Genomic DNA, 14,960 nt, shown 5'->3' with positions numbered 1-14,960 from the left:
ATAATAATCAGGACTAGGTTAAGTGCATTTGTAAGCATGTAATTAATACCAAATTTAAATCATTTGTTACGAAAGGTAATCTTTCGCTCTGTTATGTATTAGTACCGCGCTGAGCCGCTTAAGTCAACACCAACTCAATTCAAAAAAAACGCTAAAATTCAAATTAAGTGGTTTTTAAATTCATCACAAATCTATTTAAAGAATTTTTTATGCTTAAATTTCAAGCTTAGAAATTCACTATTCTTAAATCTCTCATTTATGGTTTGATTAATTTTTGAGGTTTTTTTACAAATAAAATTTATTTATTCTCTTCAGGTAATGCGTAGGTTCTCTTAAGCAATTCTTAAGTGTTGTTGCATAGCATGGCGTTGTTATTTTAAACGAGCCTAAATATGAACGCACTTAACCATACACCCGTACAAAAAAAGCCAAATCGTAGTAAACGGTTTTATATTCACTGTAGTGCAAACACCTTTGTAGTAATGATTGCTTGTTATTACTGTTTAGTTATAAACATTCCTTTTATTCAAGGTTCGTTTAGCGCCATTACCTCACTTGCGTCTTTTTCATGGCTGTTTTTATTTTCAGTCCCGCTGCTATTGTTATGTCTTTTAATTATTTTCTTTTCGATTGTATCGGTTAGGTGGTTACTAAAACCCATAAATTACCTATTACTGATAATTTCAAGCGCTGTACTTTATGGCTCATTAAATTACGGCGTCGTGTTTGACTATTCAATGATTCAAAACACGTTCGAAACAGATTCAAGCGAAGCGTTGAGCTATTTAAACCCGCAGCTCATAGGCTTTTTACTGCTATTTTGTGCGTTACCTGTTTTTATATTAAGCAAAGTGAAAATACATTTCACTCGCCCCCACCAAGAAGCGATTAGCCGTATAAAGCTTATTCTAGCGTGCTGCTTATTAATTACTTTAGTTGTTGTGAACTTTTACGCCGACTACGCAGCCACTGGCCGTAATAATCGCATTTTGAAAAAAGAAATCATTCCATTTCAGTACCTCTCTAGCGGTTATAAATATATGCGCGATCAACTGTTGTACTCCAATATAAAATTTAAAAGTATAGATGCAGCACCTACCCTAATTGAGCCGACGATTCCCAGCGTAACAGTTATAGTTGTTGGCGAAACCGCACGAGCAGACAACTTTGCTTACCAGGGATATAAACGCAACACCAATCCCTATACACAAAAGCATAATGTAACGTATTTTAATAATGTCGCATCATGCGGTACGGCAACAGCGGTGTCTGTGCCGTGTATGTTTTCGCTGCAAACACATGATAACTTCGATCGATTAACGGCCGATAACCAACAAAACCTGATTGACCTTGCACAACAAGCTGGCAGCGATGTGCTGTGGGTTGATAACAACAGCGGCTGTAAAAACGTATGCACCCGTGTTGTTAACATTGATATCTCAACCACTGCATCAGCGCTTTGCGATGGGAAATATTGTTTTGATGAAGCACTTATTGCTCCACTTAAACGTAAACTCGCTAATTTAAGCCAAGCTAACACCGTGATCGTCCTGCATATGATGGGCTCACACGGACCCACCTACTTTAAGCGCTACCCAGATAAATTTAAGCAATTTAAGCCCACGTGCGACAGAAGCGACATTCAAAACTGCTCACTCGATGAATTAGTTAATACCTACGACAACACAATTGCGTACAGCGACTTTGTTAACGCCCAGGTAATTGAGCAGTTAAAAGCGCTGCCAAAAAACATAGATAAGCAGTTTTTATATGTCTCTGATCATGGTGAATCACTTGGCGAAGCTGGGGCTTATTTACATGGTTTTCCGTATAGCTTTGCACCTAGCACACAAACGCACGTTCCTCTTTATATGTGGGCTGATGAGCATAATCAGCGCATTACGAATGCCTGTTTAGCTAATTTAGACACCCGAGCTGCACGCTCACACAACAATATTTTCCACACCCTTTTAAATTTAATTGGCATTAAAAGCAAAACATATCAGGCATCCCTTGATTTACTTGCTCACTGCCAAACAACAAGCGAAATAAAACTATGAGCAATAAAACCGTTATAAAACGCCAAGGCTTAATGCGCCTTATTTTTACCTTAAACCATTCTTTTAACGGCTTAAAATGGATGAGTCGATTTGAAGCGGCGTTTCAACAAGAGCTAGCACTGTTTTCGTTACTTGGAGTGTTTGTGTGGTTACAAGACATTGCATTAAGCGACAAGTTATTACTCATAGCCAGCCTGCTTTTTGTATTGTTTGCTGAGCTGGTAAATACAGCCGTTGAGGTTGTGGTTGATAGAATTGGCAGCGAATATAATGAGCTTTCGGGGCTCGCTAAAGATATTGCCTCAGCCAGTGTGTTTATAGCCATGCTAATTACAGCTCTTATTTGGTGGGCTGTATTATGGGCTTAACGCTTAAAAGTAATAATTCTAAAGTCAAGCAAGTATTTGGCCCTGTGTGGATTCTTGTTGTATTTACTATTTTAGCTCTGAGTTTTTTAACTCTTGCCCGTTTTGGGTTGAGCGTATGGCAAGGTGAGCGTGTATTTGGATCGCATGCATGGCTTTCTATATTTATAGGTGGCCTAAGAGTAGATATAGCGACTTTAAGCTACATTATTATGCCTGCATTACTACTGACTTTAGTTATGCAAAGCATAAATTGGCAAAACAAAGTATGCGGCCTCATTAAAATTTACTTAGTAGCGATGTCTGCTTTACTCGTTTTTTTTGAAGTGATTACTCCTACGTTTATAAACGAATACGATTTGCGCCCAAACCGCTTATTTATAGAGTATTTAATTTACCCTAAAGAAATCTCAAAAATGATTTTTTCAGGCTATAAGCTAGACGTAGTGATTGTTGTTATAACACTTGTTTTAAGCTGTAAGTTTGCAAGTAAAGTATTTAGTCATCAATGGCAAAGTAAATCATCACTAACGAGGCTAAATCAATCAATTTTAGCATTAGTTTTAGTATGTTTGACTATTTTAGGCGCGCGTAATTCATTAGGGCATAGGCCGCTAAACCCAGCTATGGTCTCGTTTTCTACCGATCACTTACTTAACGATTTAACTCTGAACTCACTTTATAGCGTCGTATTTGCGCTCAAACAACTCTCTAACGAGCAATCAAGCCAAGACTATTACGGGAAAATGCCTACAAATGAGCTACTTAGTATTGTGCGTAATAATATGCAAAATACACAAGCCGCATTTAGTGACTTAACCGCACCAACAAAAACATTTCATGCAGCAAGCAATACAGGCAAACCAAAAAATCTAGTCATTATTTTACAAGAAAGTTTAGGTGCCCGTTACGTAGGTACACTTGGCGGTTTACCGCTTACACCTAATATTGATGCCCTTTATAAACAAGGCTGGGGGTTTGACAATTTATACGCCACAGGTACGCGCTCGGTGCGAGGAATTGAGGCGGTAATTACAGGATTTACACCCACACCTTCGCGTGCGGTCGTTAAGCTTGATAAATCACAACATAATTTTTTTACCATTGCTGATTTTTTAGCTAAGAAAAATTACAACACCCAGTTTATTTATGGTGGCGAAAGCCATTTTGATAACATGCGAAGCTTCTTTTTAGGTAATGGTTTTAAAGATATTGTAGATACGAATAACTTTAATAAAATAGACTTTAATGGTTCATGGGGCGCATCAGACGAAGACTTATATGATCAAGCCGATCTCGAGCTCACTAAACTTGAAAAACAGAATAAACCCTTTTTTAGCCTTATATTTTCAAGCTCTAATCACAGTCCCTATGATTTTCCAGATAACAAAATAACGCTGTACGACAAACAAAAGCAAACCCGAAATAATGCTGCAAAATATGCCGATTATGCACTAGGTACATTTATCGAAAAAGCTAAAAAATCAAGTTACTGGGACAACACCGTATTTATTGTTATTGCCGATCACGACTCGCGAGTATCGGGCTCTAATTTGGTCCCGGTTGATCACTTTAGAATTCCAGCTGTTATTTTTGGCAAAGGTATAGCTCACAAACGCGATGACCAACTAGCCAGCCAACTCGATATTCCCGTAACTTTACTCTCTTTAATTGGTGCAAGTGGCGAACACCCAATGATAGGGCATGATTTATCAAAGCCAATTAGCGATAACAAACAACGTGCTATGATGCAATACGACAAAAACTTTGCTTATATGCACGGTAATAAAGTGGTGGTGTTACAACCACAAAAACCAGCAACCACCTATACATACAGTAATAACAAGCTTGTGCCATGTGAAAACGATGAGCAACTGATTAAAAAAGCCCTCGCCCATGCCAACTTAGGCAACCTAGCTTATACAAACGGCTGGTATCATTAACAAAGTGACTTGATTATAAAGCCTTGTTAAAGTAACAAGGCTATTTTTATAAACCGAGCAAACATGAAAATCCTCATAATTGAAGACTCCGAAGCACTAAGGCGCAGTTTGCAAGTAGGCCTTAGTAACCTAGGTTTTACCGTAGATGAAACCGGTGATGGCTCAGAAGGCTTGAGTATGGCACTGAGTGGAAATTACGACCTCCTCGTGCTTGATTTAATGCTACCGAGTGTTGATGGCATGAGTATTTTACAAGCACTACGCAGCAGTAATAGCCAAAGCCGCGTGCTTATTTTATCTGCTAAAAGCGAAGCACAAGATCGCATAAACGGCCTTATGAAAGGTGCGGACGATTACCTTACAAAGCCGTTTTCGTTTGAAGAGCTTCATGCACGGGTTTTGGCTCTACTTCGTAGAGGTGCTCTACAAAATCAACAAAACATGCTCACTGTTGGCGATTGTATTTTAGATCTATCGTTAAAAACTCTCATGTATAAGCACCACCCTATTGAGCTTACCCGCAATGAGTACAAAATAATCGAATGCTTGTTTAATTCACCTGAACGAGTTTTAGGCTTAGAGCTTATAAGCGAAGCTGTTGTGGGGCAATTCGATATGCTTTCAAAAAATGCGCTTGAAGCACACATATCAACCATACGTAAAAAAGTAAGGCAGTTTGATGGCGAGCTTCCAATAAAAAATAAACGTGGATTTGGCTATGTCGCAACAACAAAATAAAAGTCACTCAATAAAACGTAAACTCGTTAATAATATTAGCGCCGTGATCTCGGTTATTTTATTCACAATATTTTTAACCGTTGATATAAGTGTGGATACTTGGGTGGAAGATCAGTTTAATCAGTCGCTCACAAATAAAGCAAATTACTTAAAAACATTGGTAGAAGATGATAATGGCAATGTAGAGTTTGATTTTGCTGGCGAGTTCATGTCTGAATATGAACAAACACAAGCCAGTGAGTTTTATCAGCTCTGGCATGGAGAAGCGATATTTGAACGTTCTGATTCACTCGACTTATTTCCAGGCGCAAACTTACCTTTTTTAGACATGCCGATAAATGAATCCAAAATAATCGATATTGATCTTCCTAACGGACATGATGGCCGTGCACTTATAAGTCATTTTATTGCACAAAAAGGTGATAGAAGCACTACGGGCTTAGACGTATTCAACCGCATGACACTTGCAATAGCAGCCCCTACTGATGAACTAAATAAAGTGCTCATAATTATAGATGTTGTATTTATTTTAACGTGTATATTTGGTGTATTTGGCGTGCGCTACTTGGTTACTCGCATTGTAAATAAAGGTCTATTCCCACTTAATAATTTAAACGAACAAATAAAAATACTTGATATTACAGGCGTTGCACAAACAATAGAAAGCGACATAAAGGTAGAAGAGTTAGAGCCTATACGTAACGAACTCAATAAGTTTATAACTGTAAATCAAAAGCTCTATAGCAGTGAAAAGCGCCTAACTAACGATATCGCACACGAACTAAAAACCCCTATTGCCGAGCTCATTAGTCTCTCTGAAGTAGCGCTTCGCTATCCTAACGATAAACGCATTAGCGATACATATACCAGCGACGTACTTAATATATCTCAGCGAATGAAGATTATTGTAAATAATTTACTGTTATTACAGCGCTCTAGCAGCAGCGCTATTGAGCTTAATAAACAAAACATCATTTTAAAGCACTTAACTAAGCAAGTTATCGAAGAACTCGCTTTTAAGCATCTAAATATTTCTGAGCGTATTACTAATATGCTCAATGATAAACTAACTATTATTGCAGATGAATTTAGCTTAAATACTATTTTATGTAACCTTATAGACAATGCATTATTTTACGGTATAACTGATCAAGCCATTACTATAGATGCCACCGAAAGTGAGCATAGTGTAACAATTTCAATAAGTAATAAAATAGACAGGCCACTTAGCGATGAAGAGCTAAGTGCTATTTTCGATCCACTGTATCAACTCGATTCTTCACGAACTAATAATCAGCGGCACGGTTTAGGGCTTTCTATAGTGCTAAGCTTATGCAATTTAAATGGCTTTAAAGTTAATGCTCAAAATAACAAAAGTAATACCCTTACATTTAATTTAACACTACCCATAAAGTAAATTTAGGTTAGTATTTAGGCAACTCAATTAGATTAAGGACAAACCATGCAAGCCCTCACTCGAATTACTCAGTTTTTTATACTGACACTTTTTATTACAACTAGTTTTAATAGTGTCGCAGCGCCAGCATTGTTTAAAGTAGAAAAAAACGGCACTAGCTCGTATTTGTTTGGAACAGTTCATGTGGGCGATGCCAGCATGAAAGGCTTACCAGAAAAAATAACTAAGGCTATAGATCAAAGCGATCAAGTTATTGTTGAAGTAGATATTAGTAAACTCACACCACTGCAAATGCAGCAGCGTTCAATGCCCTTTATGATGCTTAAAGAGGGCAAAACATTACAAACAGAACTATCAAAACAAAACTACAATAAGCTTAAAGATTACTTTGCTAAAAAATCGATTGATATAGCTATGTTTAATGGCCTTAAACCTTGGGCTGTAATGGTCACCATGATGCAGATTGAGTTTCAAAATGCAGGTTTCTCTGATCAAACAGGCATAGATAAGCAAGTACTTGCTTATGCTAAAGAACGTAATATTAAAATAGGCGAGCTAGAAACCCTAGAGCAGCAGTTACAAATGTTTGATGGTATGGCGCTATTAAGTAACGAAATGATTGAAGAAACGTTCGAGCAGCTTGCCGATATTAATACCTACTTTATCAAACTCGTAAACGCTTGGAAAAATGGCGATATGGATACGCTTACCGCGTACTACAACATGAGTTTTGACGATAGTAACTACGGTGAAATAAGCGAGCAAGTTATGCTAGTTAATCGTAATAATAAGTGGGTGGAGCAGTTAGTGCCGCGCCTGATTAACGAAAAACTCTTTATTGCTGTAGGTGCACTACACTTGCCAGAGCAGCATGGTTTAATAAAGCAGTTAAAAGATAAAGGTTTTAGTGTTACTCGCCTTTAAAGTGGCGCTAAAGGTTGGGCATAATAAGCCCAGCCTTTAATTAAAATCTTCCATTTTTAAGTAATGCTCAATCCCTTTAATTTTGTCTGCCGCATGGTGATTTACATAAATTACAGTGCTGGTATTTGCGGCACATACTTTCTCGATTAATACTAACACCCGCTGCCTATTTGCTTCATCAAGCCCCAAACAAGGCTCATCTAAAATAAGTAACGTGGGATGTTTTACTATTGCGCGTACAATTAATAACATACGCTGATCGCCATACGAAAGCTGGGTAAATGAGGTGTTTTGCTTATCACTTAAGCCTATTAACGAAAGCCACTGCTTGGCGATATTTACTTGTGAATCATTTGGTTTTTGATATAAGCCAATGCTGTCGTAAAATCCAGAAATAACCGTATTCAATGCCGATATACTTACTCGATAATCCATATGCAGCGCATTTGATATAAATCCAATATGCTGTTTTATATCCCAAATACTTTCACCACTTCCGCGTTTAAAACCAAATACTTGAATATCATTGCTATAGCATTGAGGGTTATCGCCAGTTATTAAATTTAATAAACAGGTTTTACCTGAGCCATTTTTACCACTCAATTGCCAGTGCTGGTGTTTATTAATTTGCCAAGTGAGGTTCTTAAATATATCAACCCCTGCGTAGCTAACCTTGGCATTACTAAGTTTAACCAATGTATCGGCGGTATACTCTGCTCGAGCTTGGGAGACATCTGCTTGAGGTATTTCTAAAGCTGTATGGGTTATATGCAGTAGCTTTATCAAATCAGCGCGCTGCTCTGCGGTTGGCTTATTAAGTACATGCTGCAACAGCCCCTGATTTACATAAGCGTAATGAGTAATAAACGCAGGGATTTCATCAAGCCTATTTAGCACAAACACAAAATTGATTGTTGAGCTAAGTGCTTCTAATAAAGTGTTTAGCACCTCACACGAGTGTTTATCTAAGCCGTCATATGGCTCATCTAGCACCACTAAATCAGCACCACTACTCAACGCATTTATGAGAAGGAGTTTGCGAGTTTCGCCAGTAGAAAGATCTCTAAAATGCCTGTCTAAAAGGGCGCTGTAATTAAAGGCATCTATTAGTTTTATACGTAGCTCACGGTTGTAGCTAGCATTTTGGGGAAAAATAAAATCCTTTACTAAGCTGTGATGTTCATGCTCTATTTCGTTTTTTATTAACTGCTTTTGTACATCAGATGACACAAGCTGCGTGTTATTGAAGGTACTTTTAAAAATACCACTTTGCTGTTTAGCCTCACCCGTTAATGCGGCGCTCAATGCCGATTTACCTGCGCCATTAGCACCTAATAATAGCCAATGCTCGCCAGCATTTACCTGCCAGCTTAAGTTATTAATTGTGTAACGGCTTTTACCTTGCCCTTGTAAATAACCACTAAATTGTTCAAATACAATACGCTGCACAATGCTACCTTCACCATAAGCTAAATAAATAACTTAACGTATAGCAAATTGCTTTAGCAAGCGTATTTAATAGCGTATTAGTTTATTTCATTAGCTATGCATACATTTACCAATGCATCAGCCACGGCCTGCTTACTTATGGGTTTATGAATATGCTCACTTGCGCCATATTCATAAATTAAATTCATATCTTCAGCTGAGGTATTTGCTGTAACAACGATTATAGGCATGGTTTTATTTAGCTCTTTGCGTATTTTTTTAGTTGCTTCAAACCCATCCATCACCGGCATATTTAAATCCATAAACACCACATCATAGTCCGTCTTACATACCTTTTCAGAGGCTTCTAGCCCATTTGCAACGCATTCATAATCCACACCTAACGTTTTTAAAATACGTGTGAGTAACAAGGTGTTTAATTCGTTGTCTTCAACCACAAGACAAAAAAGTTTTTTTTCGATTTCTCTCTCTGTTTGCTTATTGGTAATTTCAATCGGTAAATTGAGCGTAACATGAGCGCCACTCGCTGCATTGTTTTTAAACGAAAGCGTACCATGTAGCGCTTTAACAACATACTGTGCCCGTGTTAATCCCGTTCTTAAGCCTTGAAAGTGGTTAGTTTGTTTAAATGAGTCAAGCTCCAGTTCTGTTATTTCACTAAAGAAGCCACAGCCACTATCGTTAACAGTTATCTGTAACTGTGAGTTTTCCATGTTTGCAGCAACTTCAACTTCGCCCTTATCGGTAAATTTTATTGCATTACTAATTAGCTCGGTTAGGACATGTTGTAAGCGCTGATGATCTAACTTACAAAAACAATTTAGGGAGTCATTAAAATGAGTGATTAATTTTAGCCCTTTTTGCTGCGCTGCATACTCATATGCTAACACCACTTTGTTTATGGATTCTAAAAGGTTTTCGTTTTTAAGAATTGGCGCCCACTTACCCGTGCTGAGTGCTTGTAAATCTTGTAGCTCATCAAGCATAGATAAAAGTCTGAGCGCGCAATAGCTTGCTTGCGTTTTAATATTCTGCTGCTCAGCATTGATGGTGAGCTCATCAATCGATGTAATCAAACCCTGCAATGGCGTTCTAAATTCGTGACTCGCTCTGGCAATAAAATGCTCTTTGTTTTGGCTCATTTGCGCTACAAAGTCTTTTTGCTTTTGAAGTGCCGCTAACGTGCGCTCCACCTCTTTTTCCATCGGCATAAACACAAATCTTAGTTCAACAAGCAATAATACCATGGCCATTAGCCAACATAGCAATTCTAAATTAGACACGCGGTTAACTTTTTTTACAGCCTGCTGCTCAAATAAAGTAACAGCGCGGTCAAGCTTAGCTAGTAGGTTTTCTACATGCGTTACACCAAGCACTTGCGTATCTACTTCGCCTTTTTGATACAGCAGCCAGCTAGCCTGCTTAATAAACTCATTCACTTCTTGGTCTAAATTGGCGGGTGCTGAAAAATATAAGGCCTCTAACTCTTTTGTTAAATAACGATAGCTCTTGCCTTGCTTTGTAAGCAGCATTTGGTGGGCGCTTTTAAATTGCGAGAGAGAGTGTTCTAGTGATTGAGTGTGAGTTGCAACATCGATTCGTGATGAAAGAAGTGCATTACTATGCCAGGCAATTTTTTGCGAAAGCATGCGTTGCTTACCCGCCATATTAATAATTTTGGCATCGTACTTTTGCACAGAAAAACCATACTGCAACAATACTGCTGAGCCACTTATTAACAGAGCAATAGCAATCAGCGCCCATCGGTAGCGCTGTCTTACATTGGCAATAATTTTAAACATAGTAAGGCCGCTTTTTTTATTTTAATACCAATCCGCATAATTAAGTGATCTATTTTGAGGATGGATAAACGTGTTGATAGCAAGGCAAAAAATTCGCTATTTAGTTATTCTAAATGAGAGTTTTTTAACGCAGATAGCGACACGTTTAGCCCCTGAAAATGATTAAATATTATTGCAGATTGGTATAAGTGTAGCCTATATATAGAAAACTCAACATCAGCTTTAGTAATTATATAAATAAAAGCCCAGTAACGTGACTGGGCTAAATGTATTAAATATATAGTAAAAAATGGAGTAATTACGACACTTTTGCAATTACCAACTAGCGGTTTTCTAATCGGTTGTAGTCAAACATACCAAACTCTACACCGCGATATTCTTTTGCTACTTGATGCATTATGTCGCTATACTTCCAAAAATCAGGGTGTGAGCGACGAATACCAAATTTTACTTTTAAAGCTGCGTAATCTGCTTCAATTTGCATAAGAGGTAATAGCTGTGCAAATTCACCCACTTCATTTTGATCATTTAAATACCAAATAGCCGCTGGATAATCGCCAATAAAACCAGGCACTAGGGTAGCAGTATCCTCATCATATGCGCGCTGACCATCTTCATTTAATAAGCTGGAAATATTGTAATGCGCGTTGTGGTGAATAAGCGTGTAAGCTTTATGTGATTCATCATCTTGCTTAACCAAAATATACGACAACTGCGGTAGTAAATTTATCGCCTTCGCTGGCATATCGTTAAGTGTATTTAATGGCGCAGGGACTTTTTTATAGTCGTAGTGCTCACTCAGTATTGGCGCTAAAGTTTGCTTAACTAACCCATACAACTCGTGTTGTGGGTCATCAGTTTTATATTCAATACCGCTAGGTTGGCTAAACTCTCGGTTATTTTTAAAAAACTTAGACAAACTCGGCGGAGACTTTCTGTACCAGCTTTTTTTAATTTGATGGCGCTTCGCTTCAGGTAATAAGGCCAAAAAGTTTTGCTCTCCCTCCAAACGTAAAAAGTCCATATAAAGGCGGGTCACTAATTGATGGCCGATATTTCCATATACATCAAAGCCTGCAACAAGTAAGTAATGAATTCGCTCAAATAGCGCATAATCTAAAACCCACATAGTTTTAGGCTCTTGACCAATAAACCCTTTCACTACCGTGGCACTATCAAAATGACGAAATATAGTAAGCGCAGCATTTTTGTTATGGCCTTCACCTTTCCACAATAAGTCGGTGGTTAAATGCTCTCCATTTTTAAACATCTCGTTAGCCAGTTCAACTTTAGCCTGTAAGTATTTTTTCTCACGTACTGAATATTTAACCCAGTTAGAAATAGGCAATGCGTTGCTCTCTTCTGCTGCTGGTAACTCGAGCGCTTCTTCGTGTTGCAGTAACATATCCTCTACGGCTGGTGTCGCGACTTTTTCAGGGTCAGCAAAGGCCACCCAAAAGTGATCGTTAATTACATTAAGCGCAATTTGGCCTCGACATACGGGGCCCTTAATAAAGCCCATTATAATTAGCTCTGCTTCATCAAGCATAAACTGATACTTAGCATTAATAGGGATCACTTCAAACGTTTTAAAAGGGTTAGACGCTGATTTAGGCTCATAACTAGGCATTTTAGTGACGGTATAATCAGGGGCAATAAATTGCTCATAAATACGTGTAAGCTTAGCGTCATCAAGCCTTAGCGGTAGATGTGTTTTTGACAAAACGGTTGATCGATCTTGTAATAAGCGATAGTAAACTCGACTCACTTTTGGATCATCATAAGGTCGGCGCGTATTAATTAACTTAATTTCTTCGCCTGGGGGCGTACTTGAGCGTACTAATTTAAAAAAGCTTTGCGGGTTATCAGAATCAAAGTAAATATGGGCTAAAAACCAATGTTCATAAATATAACGCGCGGCTAGCTGGTATTTTAAGCTGTCTTGATTTAAAAACGCTTCCCAATTTTTAACGTTTGTTAGCTCGGCTTTGGTAGGCGGTTTAATGTGTGCCATCTTTCCACCGTCTTTAAGCCATTTTTGTAAATGGTAAAACTCTTGGCTAGATACTCCAGGTAAACCGTAAGGCATACCGCCGTGGGGTTGTTCTGCTGCTAATCGGTCAAACTCACCCATAGTTGCGCAGGTTTGTGAGCGGCTAAGTGAAAAATCAAATTCATCATCAAGAATTTCATTCTCTGGCAACGGTGCACTTTGCTTAAGTACGAGTGAATTAAATAACACCCCACCGGCAAGGTTTGCTTCCGAGCTTTGGTTACGTTCATTAAGCACTGGGGTAAAGCCTTTCTTGCGCCATTGCTCAGTACTGGTTGCATCAAATAATAATCGACTAGGCGTGCTTGCTAATAGCCGTGTTCCGTCATAAACAAGCTCTTTACTTAGCCCTCTATCTATCCCTTCAGGCGAAGAAAGCTTTAGCTGACAAGGCGCATCATAACAACCATGGCATACCACACAACGTGTATCTAGCACAGGCTTAACACTTTGCAAAAACTCGGCACCAGCGCCGGTATCGTGCGGCACAATTCGCTGCTGTGTTTGTTCATCACCAAATAAGTCGTTGTAATGAGCATTACCTAAATAAGCACACCCACTGAGGATAATAAGGACTAATGTACTGATCAGAATTTTTTTCATTCTTCGTCCTCATCACCTAGGTCGAAGGTCGGCATCATATCCATTTGCGGAGAGACAAAAGTCTGGCTGTCGTGCATATTTAACACCACACTTAGCAGTGGGCCGTGGGTTAGCGTTATTTGTGCATCGTGCTCGTGATTCAATACGTCATTAAATTCACTGCTGTATAGCTCAAGTACATACTCTTTTAAACTAATAGCAATACTGCTATCGGGCGCTGGGTTTTGGCATATCTGCGTCAGTAGATCATCAGTAAGAGCAAAGGAAATGTCTAAGTCAGGCTTTTCTACATCTCGCTCACTAAGCGACTCATTTAAAATAAATAACGGTAAGGTTAATTTACTATCTTGTTCAAATTCCATTGTGCTCTCTTGCTGGCTGACGGTGTAATTACCTGCCATTATAGCAAAAAAGCACACAATTACTGCGCCTAAATAACCACACTAAAGTCTAAAATTTAAACTTGAGCGTTGGTAATTACTGAGCTTTAATATCATCCATTGCTGATTCAATGATAGAAAAAACAGCCCCTTGAGGATCGCAAATAACACTAAATCGCCCTACATCAGGGATATCTGTGGCGGGTACACACACTTGTCCTCCAAGGCTCGCCGCTTCTTTAACATAGCTGTCGCAGTTATCCACTGCAAAATAAATCAACCAGTGAGGAGGCACATCTTGTGGCCATTCATCGGTCATTTGTAGCATGCCAGCTACCGGCTTGCCAGCAACTAAAAATAAGGTGTAATCCATACCTTCCATAGGCTTTGTTTCACTTTTCCACCCCAGTAGTTCACAGTAAAAATGACGACTCGTTTCACTATCACGCGTTGCCATTTCATGCCAATAAGGTGTGTTGAGCTCACAAGGGCGTTTGCATCCTATATGTTCTTTACCCTGCCATAGCGCCACCGTGGCACCCGCAGGATCTCTAAGCATTAACATACGCCCCGCATCCATCACATTGTGCGGGCCCGCTATAATTTGCGCGCCGAGCTCTTGCGCCTTAATTGCACATGCATCAACATCATCTACTGCAATATAGGTCAACCAGTAACTAGGTAAGGAGTCCGCCACTTGCTCTTTAGGCATTTGGTACATGGCGGCAATATCGTCACCTTGCTTTTGTAACATAGTATAATACTCATCATCGCCAATGGGCTGATCGTCATTTCCCCATTCAAACAACGAGGTATAAAAAGCTTTCCCTTCTAGCCAATTATGAGTACACAGTTCAGCCCAGCAAAAAACGCCTTGCGGATAGTTATTTTTATTATTCATCACCCATTTCCTGTTGTAAATTTAAGCCATTTTTAGCTTAGGCTAATACCCACTATGTGTCGATAGTTATTCACTGAATAAGCCCCTTTACACTCCAGTGACCACTTCAGCTTGGGATTTGTAAAGCCAACCCAAACAACATTATTTACATTAGCCCCAAGCAGCTAAAAGCTGATAGCTGAAAACTAGACACTTTTCTTCAGGTATAAAAAAACCCGAGACTAAGCTCGGGTTTTTTTTAGTATTAATTAACTTAAAAGTTAACTATTACTCTACGATAGTTGCTACAACACCAGCACCTACAGTACGGCCACCTTCACGGATA

Annotated in this window: 11 protein-coding genes; 6 read left to right on the top strand and 5 right to left on the bottom strand. The window is 38.8% G+C overall.

Annotated elements, in window-relative coordinates; translation table 11 throughout:
• The first annotated feature begins 392 nt into the window (after nt 1-392).
• The 6 genes from WDB87_RS01340 to WDB87_RS01315 all read left to right on the top strand — a co-directional run bounded on the left by WDB87_RS01340 (nt 393) and on the right by WDB87_RS01315 (nt 7,447).
• Nucleotides 393-2,060, top strand: a complete 1,668-nt coding sequence (locus tag WDB87_RS01340) for a phosphoethanolamine transferase (RefSeq protein WP_055014547.1) — start codon at nt 393-395, stop codon at nt 2,058-2,060.
• A complete protein-coding gene (locus tag WDB87_RS01335; RefSeq protein WP_055014546.1) occupies nt 2,057-2,428 on the top strand; it encodes a diacylglycerol kinase in 372 nt (123 codons plus the stop codon). Before WDB87_RS01340 ends, WDB87_RS01335 begins: the two co-directional genes overlap by 4 nt.
• Complete coding sequence (locus tag WDB87_RS01330; protein ID WP_337848791.1) at nt 2,419-4,368, top strand: LTA synthase family protein; 1,950 nt, start codon at nt 2,419-2,421, stop codon at nt 4,366-4,368. Before WDB87_RS01335 ends, WDB87_RS01330 begins: the two co-directional genes overlap by 10 nt.
• A gap of 63 nt (nt 4,369-4,431) precedes the next feature.
• A complete protein-coding gene (locus tag WDB87_RS01325; protein WP_055014544.1) occupies nt 4,432-5,106 on the top strand; it encodes a response regulator transcription factor in 675 nt (224 codons plus the stop codon).
• Nucleotides 5,087-6,523 carry a sensor histidine kinase gene (locus WDB87_RS01320; protein WP_337848790.1) on the top strand — a complete coding sequence of 479 codons (1,437 nt, stop codon included), beginning with the start codon at nt 5,087-5,089 and terminating at the stop codon, nt 6,521-6,523. The genes WDB87_RS01325 and WDB87_RS01320 overlap by 20 nt, the downstream gene beginning before the upstream one ends.
• 45 nt (nt 6,524-6,568) lie before the next feature.
• Nucleotides 6,569-7,447: a TraB/GumN family protein gene (locus tag WDB87_RS01315; protein ID WP_286245901.1), complete on the top strand. Its 879-nt coding sequence runs from the start codon at nt 6,569-6,571 to the stop codon at nt 7,445-7,447.
• 36 nt (nt 7,448-7,483) lie between these two features.
• On the opposite strand, the gene WDB87_RS01310 is transcribed toward WDB87_RS01315, so the two are convergent.
• From WDB87_RS01310 to WDB87_RS01290, 5 genes are all read right to left on the bottom strand, one after another.
• Entirely contained in the window at nt 7,484-8,896 is a 1,413-nt protein-coding gene (locus WDB87_RS01310) for an ATP-binding cassette domain-containing protein (protein WP_337848789.1), read from the bottom strand.
• A 77-nt stretch (nt 8,897-8,973) separates the two neighbouring features.
• A complete protein-coding gene (locus WDB87_RS01305; protein ID WP_337848788.1) occupies nt 8,974-10,698 on the bottom strand; it encodes a response regulator in 1,725 nt (574 codons plus the stop codon).
• A gap of 322 nt (nt 10,699-11,020) precedes the next feature.
• On the bottom strand, nt 11,021-13,354 hold the full coding sequence (locus tag WDB87_RS01300) for a fatty acid cis/trans isomerase (RefSeq protein WP_337848787.1): 2,334 nt from the start codon (nt 13,352-13,354) through the stop codon (nt 11,021-11,023).
• Entirely contained in the window at nt 13,351-13,716 is a 366-nt protein-coding gene (locus WDB87_RS01295) for a hypothetical protein (RefSeq protein WP_337848786.1), read from the bottom strand. Before WDB87_RS01295 ends, WDB87_RS01300 begins: the two co-directional genes overlap by 4 nt.
• 115 nt (nt 13,717-13,831) lie before the next feature.
• The gene (locus WDB87_RS01290; RefSeq protein ID WP_337848785.1) at nt 13,832-14,635 is read right to left on the bottom strand and encodes a VOC family protein; all 804 of its coding nucleotides are present in this window, start codon (nt 14,633-14,635) and stop codon (nt 13,832-13,834) included.
• Nucleotides 14,636-14,960: the final 325 nt, after the last annotated feature.

Source organism: Pseudoalteromonas sp. C12FD-1, assembly GCF_037414265.1.
Lineage (GTDB): Bacteria > Pseudomonadota > Gammaproteobacteria > Enterobacterales > Alteromonadaceae > Pseudoalteromonas.
This window is presented reverse-complemented; position numbering and strand designations above follow the sequence as displayed.

Coding starts and splice junctions, on each gene's coding strand:
- WDB87_RS01320 (WP_337848790.1), top strand. CDS start 5,087: ATGTCGCAACAACAAAATAAAAGTCACTCAATAAAACGTAAACTCGTT.
- WDB87_RS01330 (WP_337848791.1), top strand. CDS start 2,419: ATGGGCTTAACGCTTAAAAGTAATAATTCTAAAGTCAAGCAAGTATTT.
- WDB87_RS01290 (WP_337848785.1), bottom strand. CDS start 14,635: ATGAATAATAAAAATAACTATCCGCAAGGCGTTTTTTGCTGGGCTGAA.
- WDB87_RS01315 (WP_286245901.1), top strand. CDS start 6,569: ATGCAAGCCCTCACTCGAATTACTCAGTTTTTTATACTGACACTTTTT.
- WDB87_RS01305 (WP_337848788.1), bottom strand. CDS start 10,698: ATGTTTAAAATTATTGCCAATGTAAGACAGCGCTACCGATGGGCGCTG.
- WDB87_RS01295 (WP_337848786.1), bottom strand. CDS start 13,716: ATGGAATTTGAACAAGATAGTAAATTAACCTTACCGTTATTTATTTTA.
- WDB87_RS01325 (WP_055014544.1), top strand. CDS start 4,432: ATGAAAATCCTCATAATTGAAGACTCCGAAGCACTAAGGCGCAGTTTG.
- WDB87_RS01335 (WP_055014546.1), top strand. CDS start 2,057: ATGAGCAATAAAACCGTTATAAAACGCCAAGGCTTAATGCGCCTTATT.
- WDB87_RS01300 (WP_337848787.1), bottom strand. CDS start 13,354: ATGAAAAAAATTCTGATCAGTACATTAGTCCTTATTATCCTCAGTGGG.
- WDB87_RS01340 (WP_055014547.1), top strand. CDS start 393: ATGAACGCACTTAACCATACACCCGTACAAAAAAAGCCAAATCGTAGT.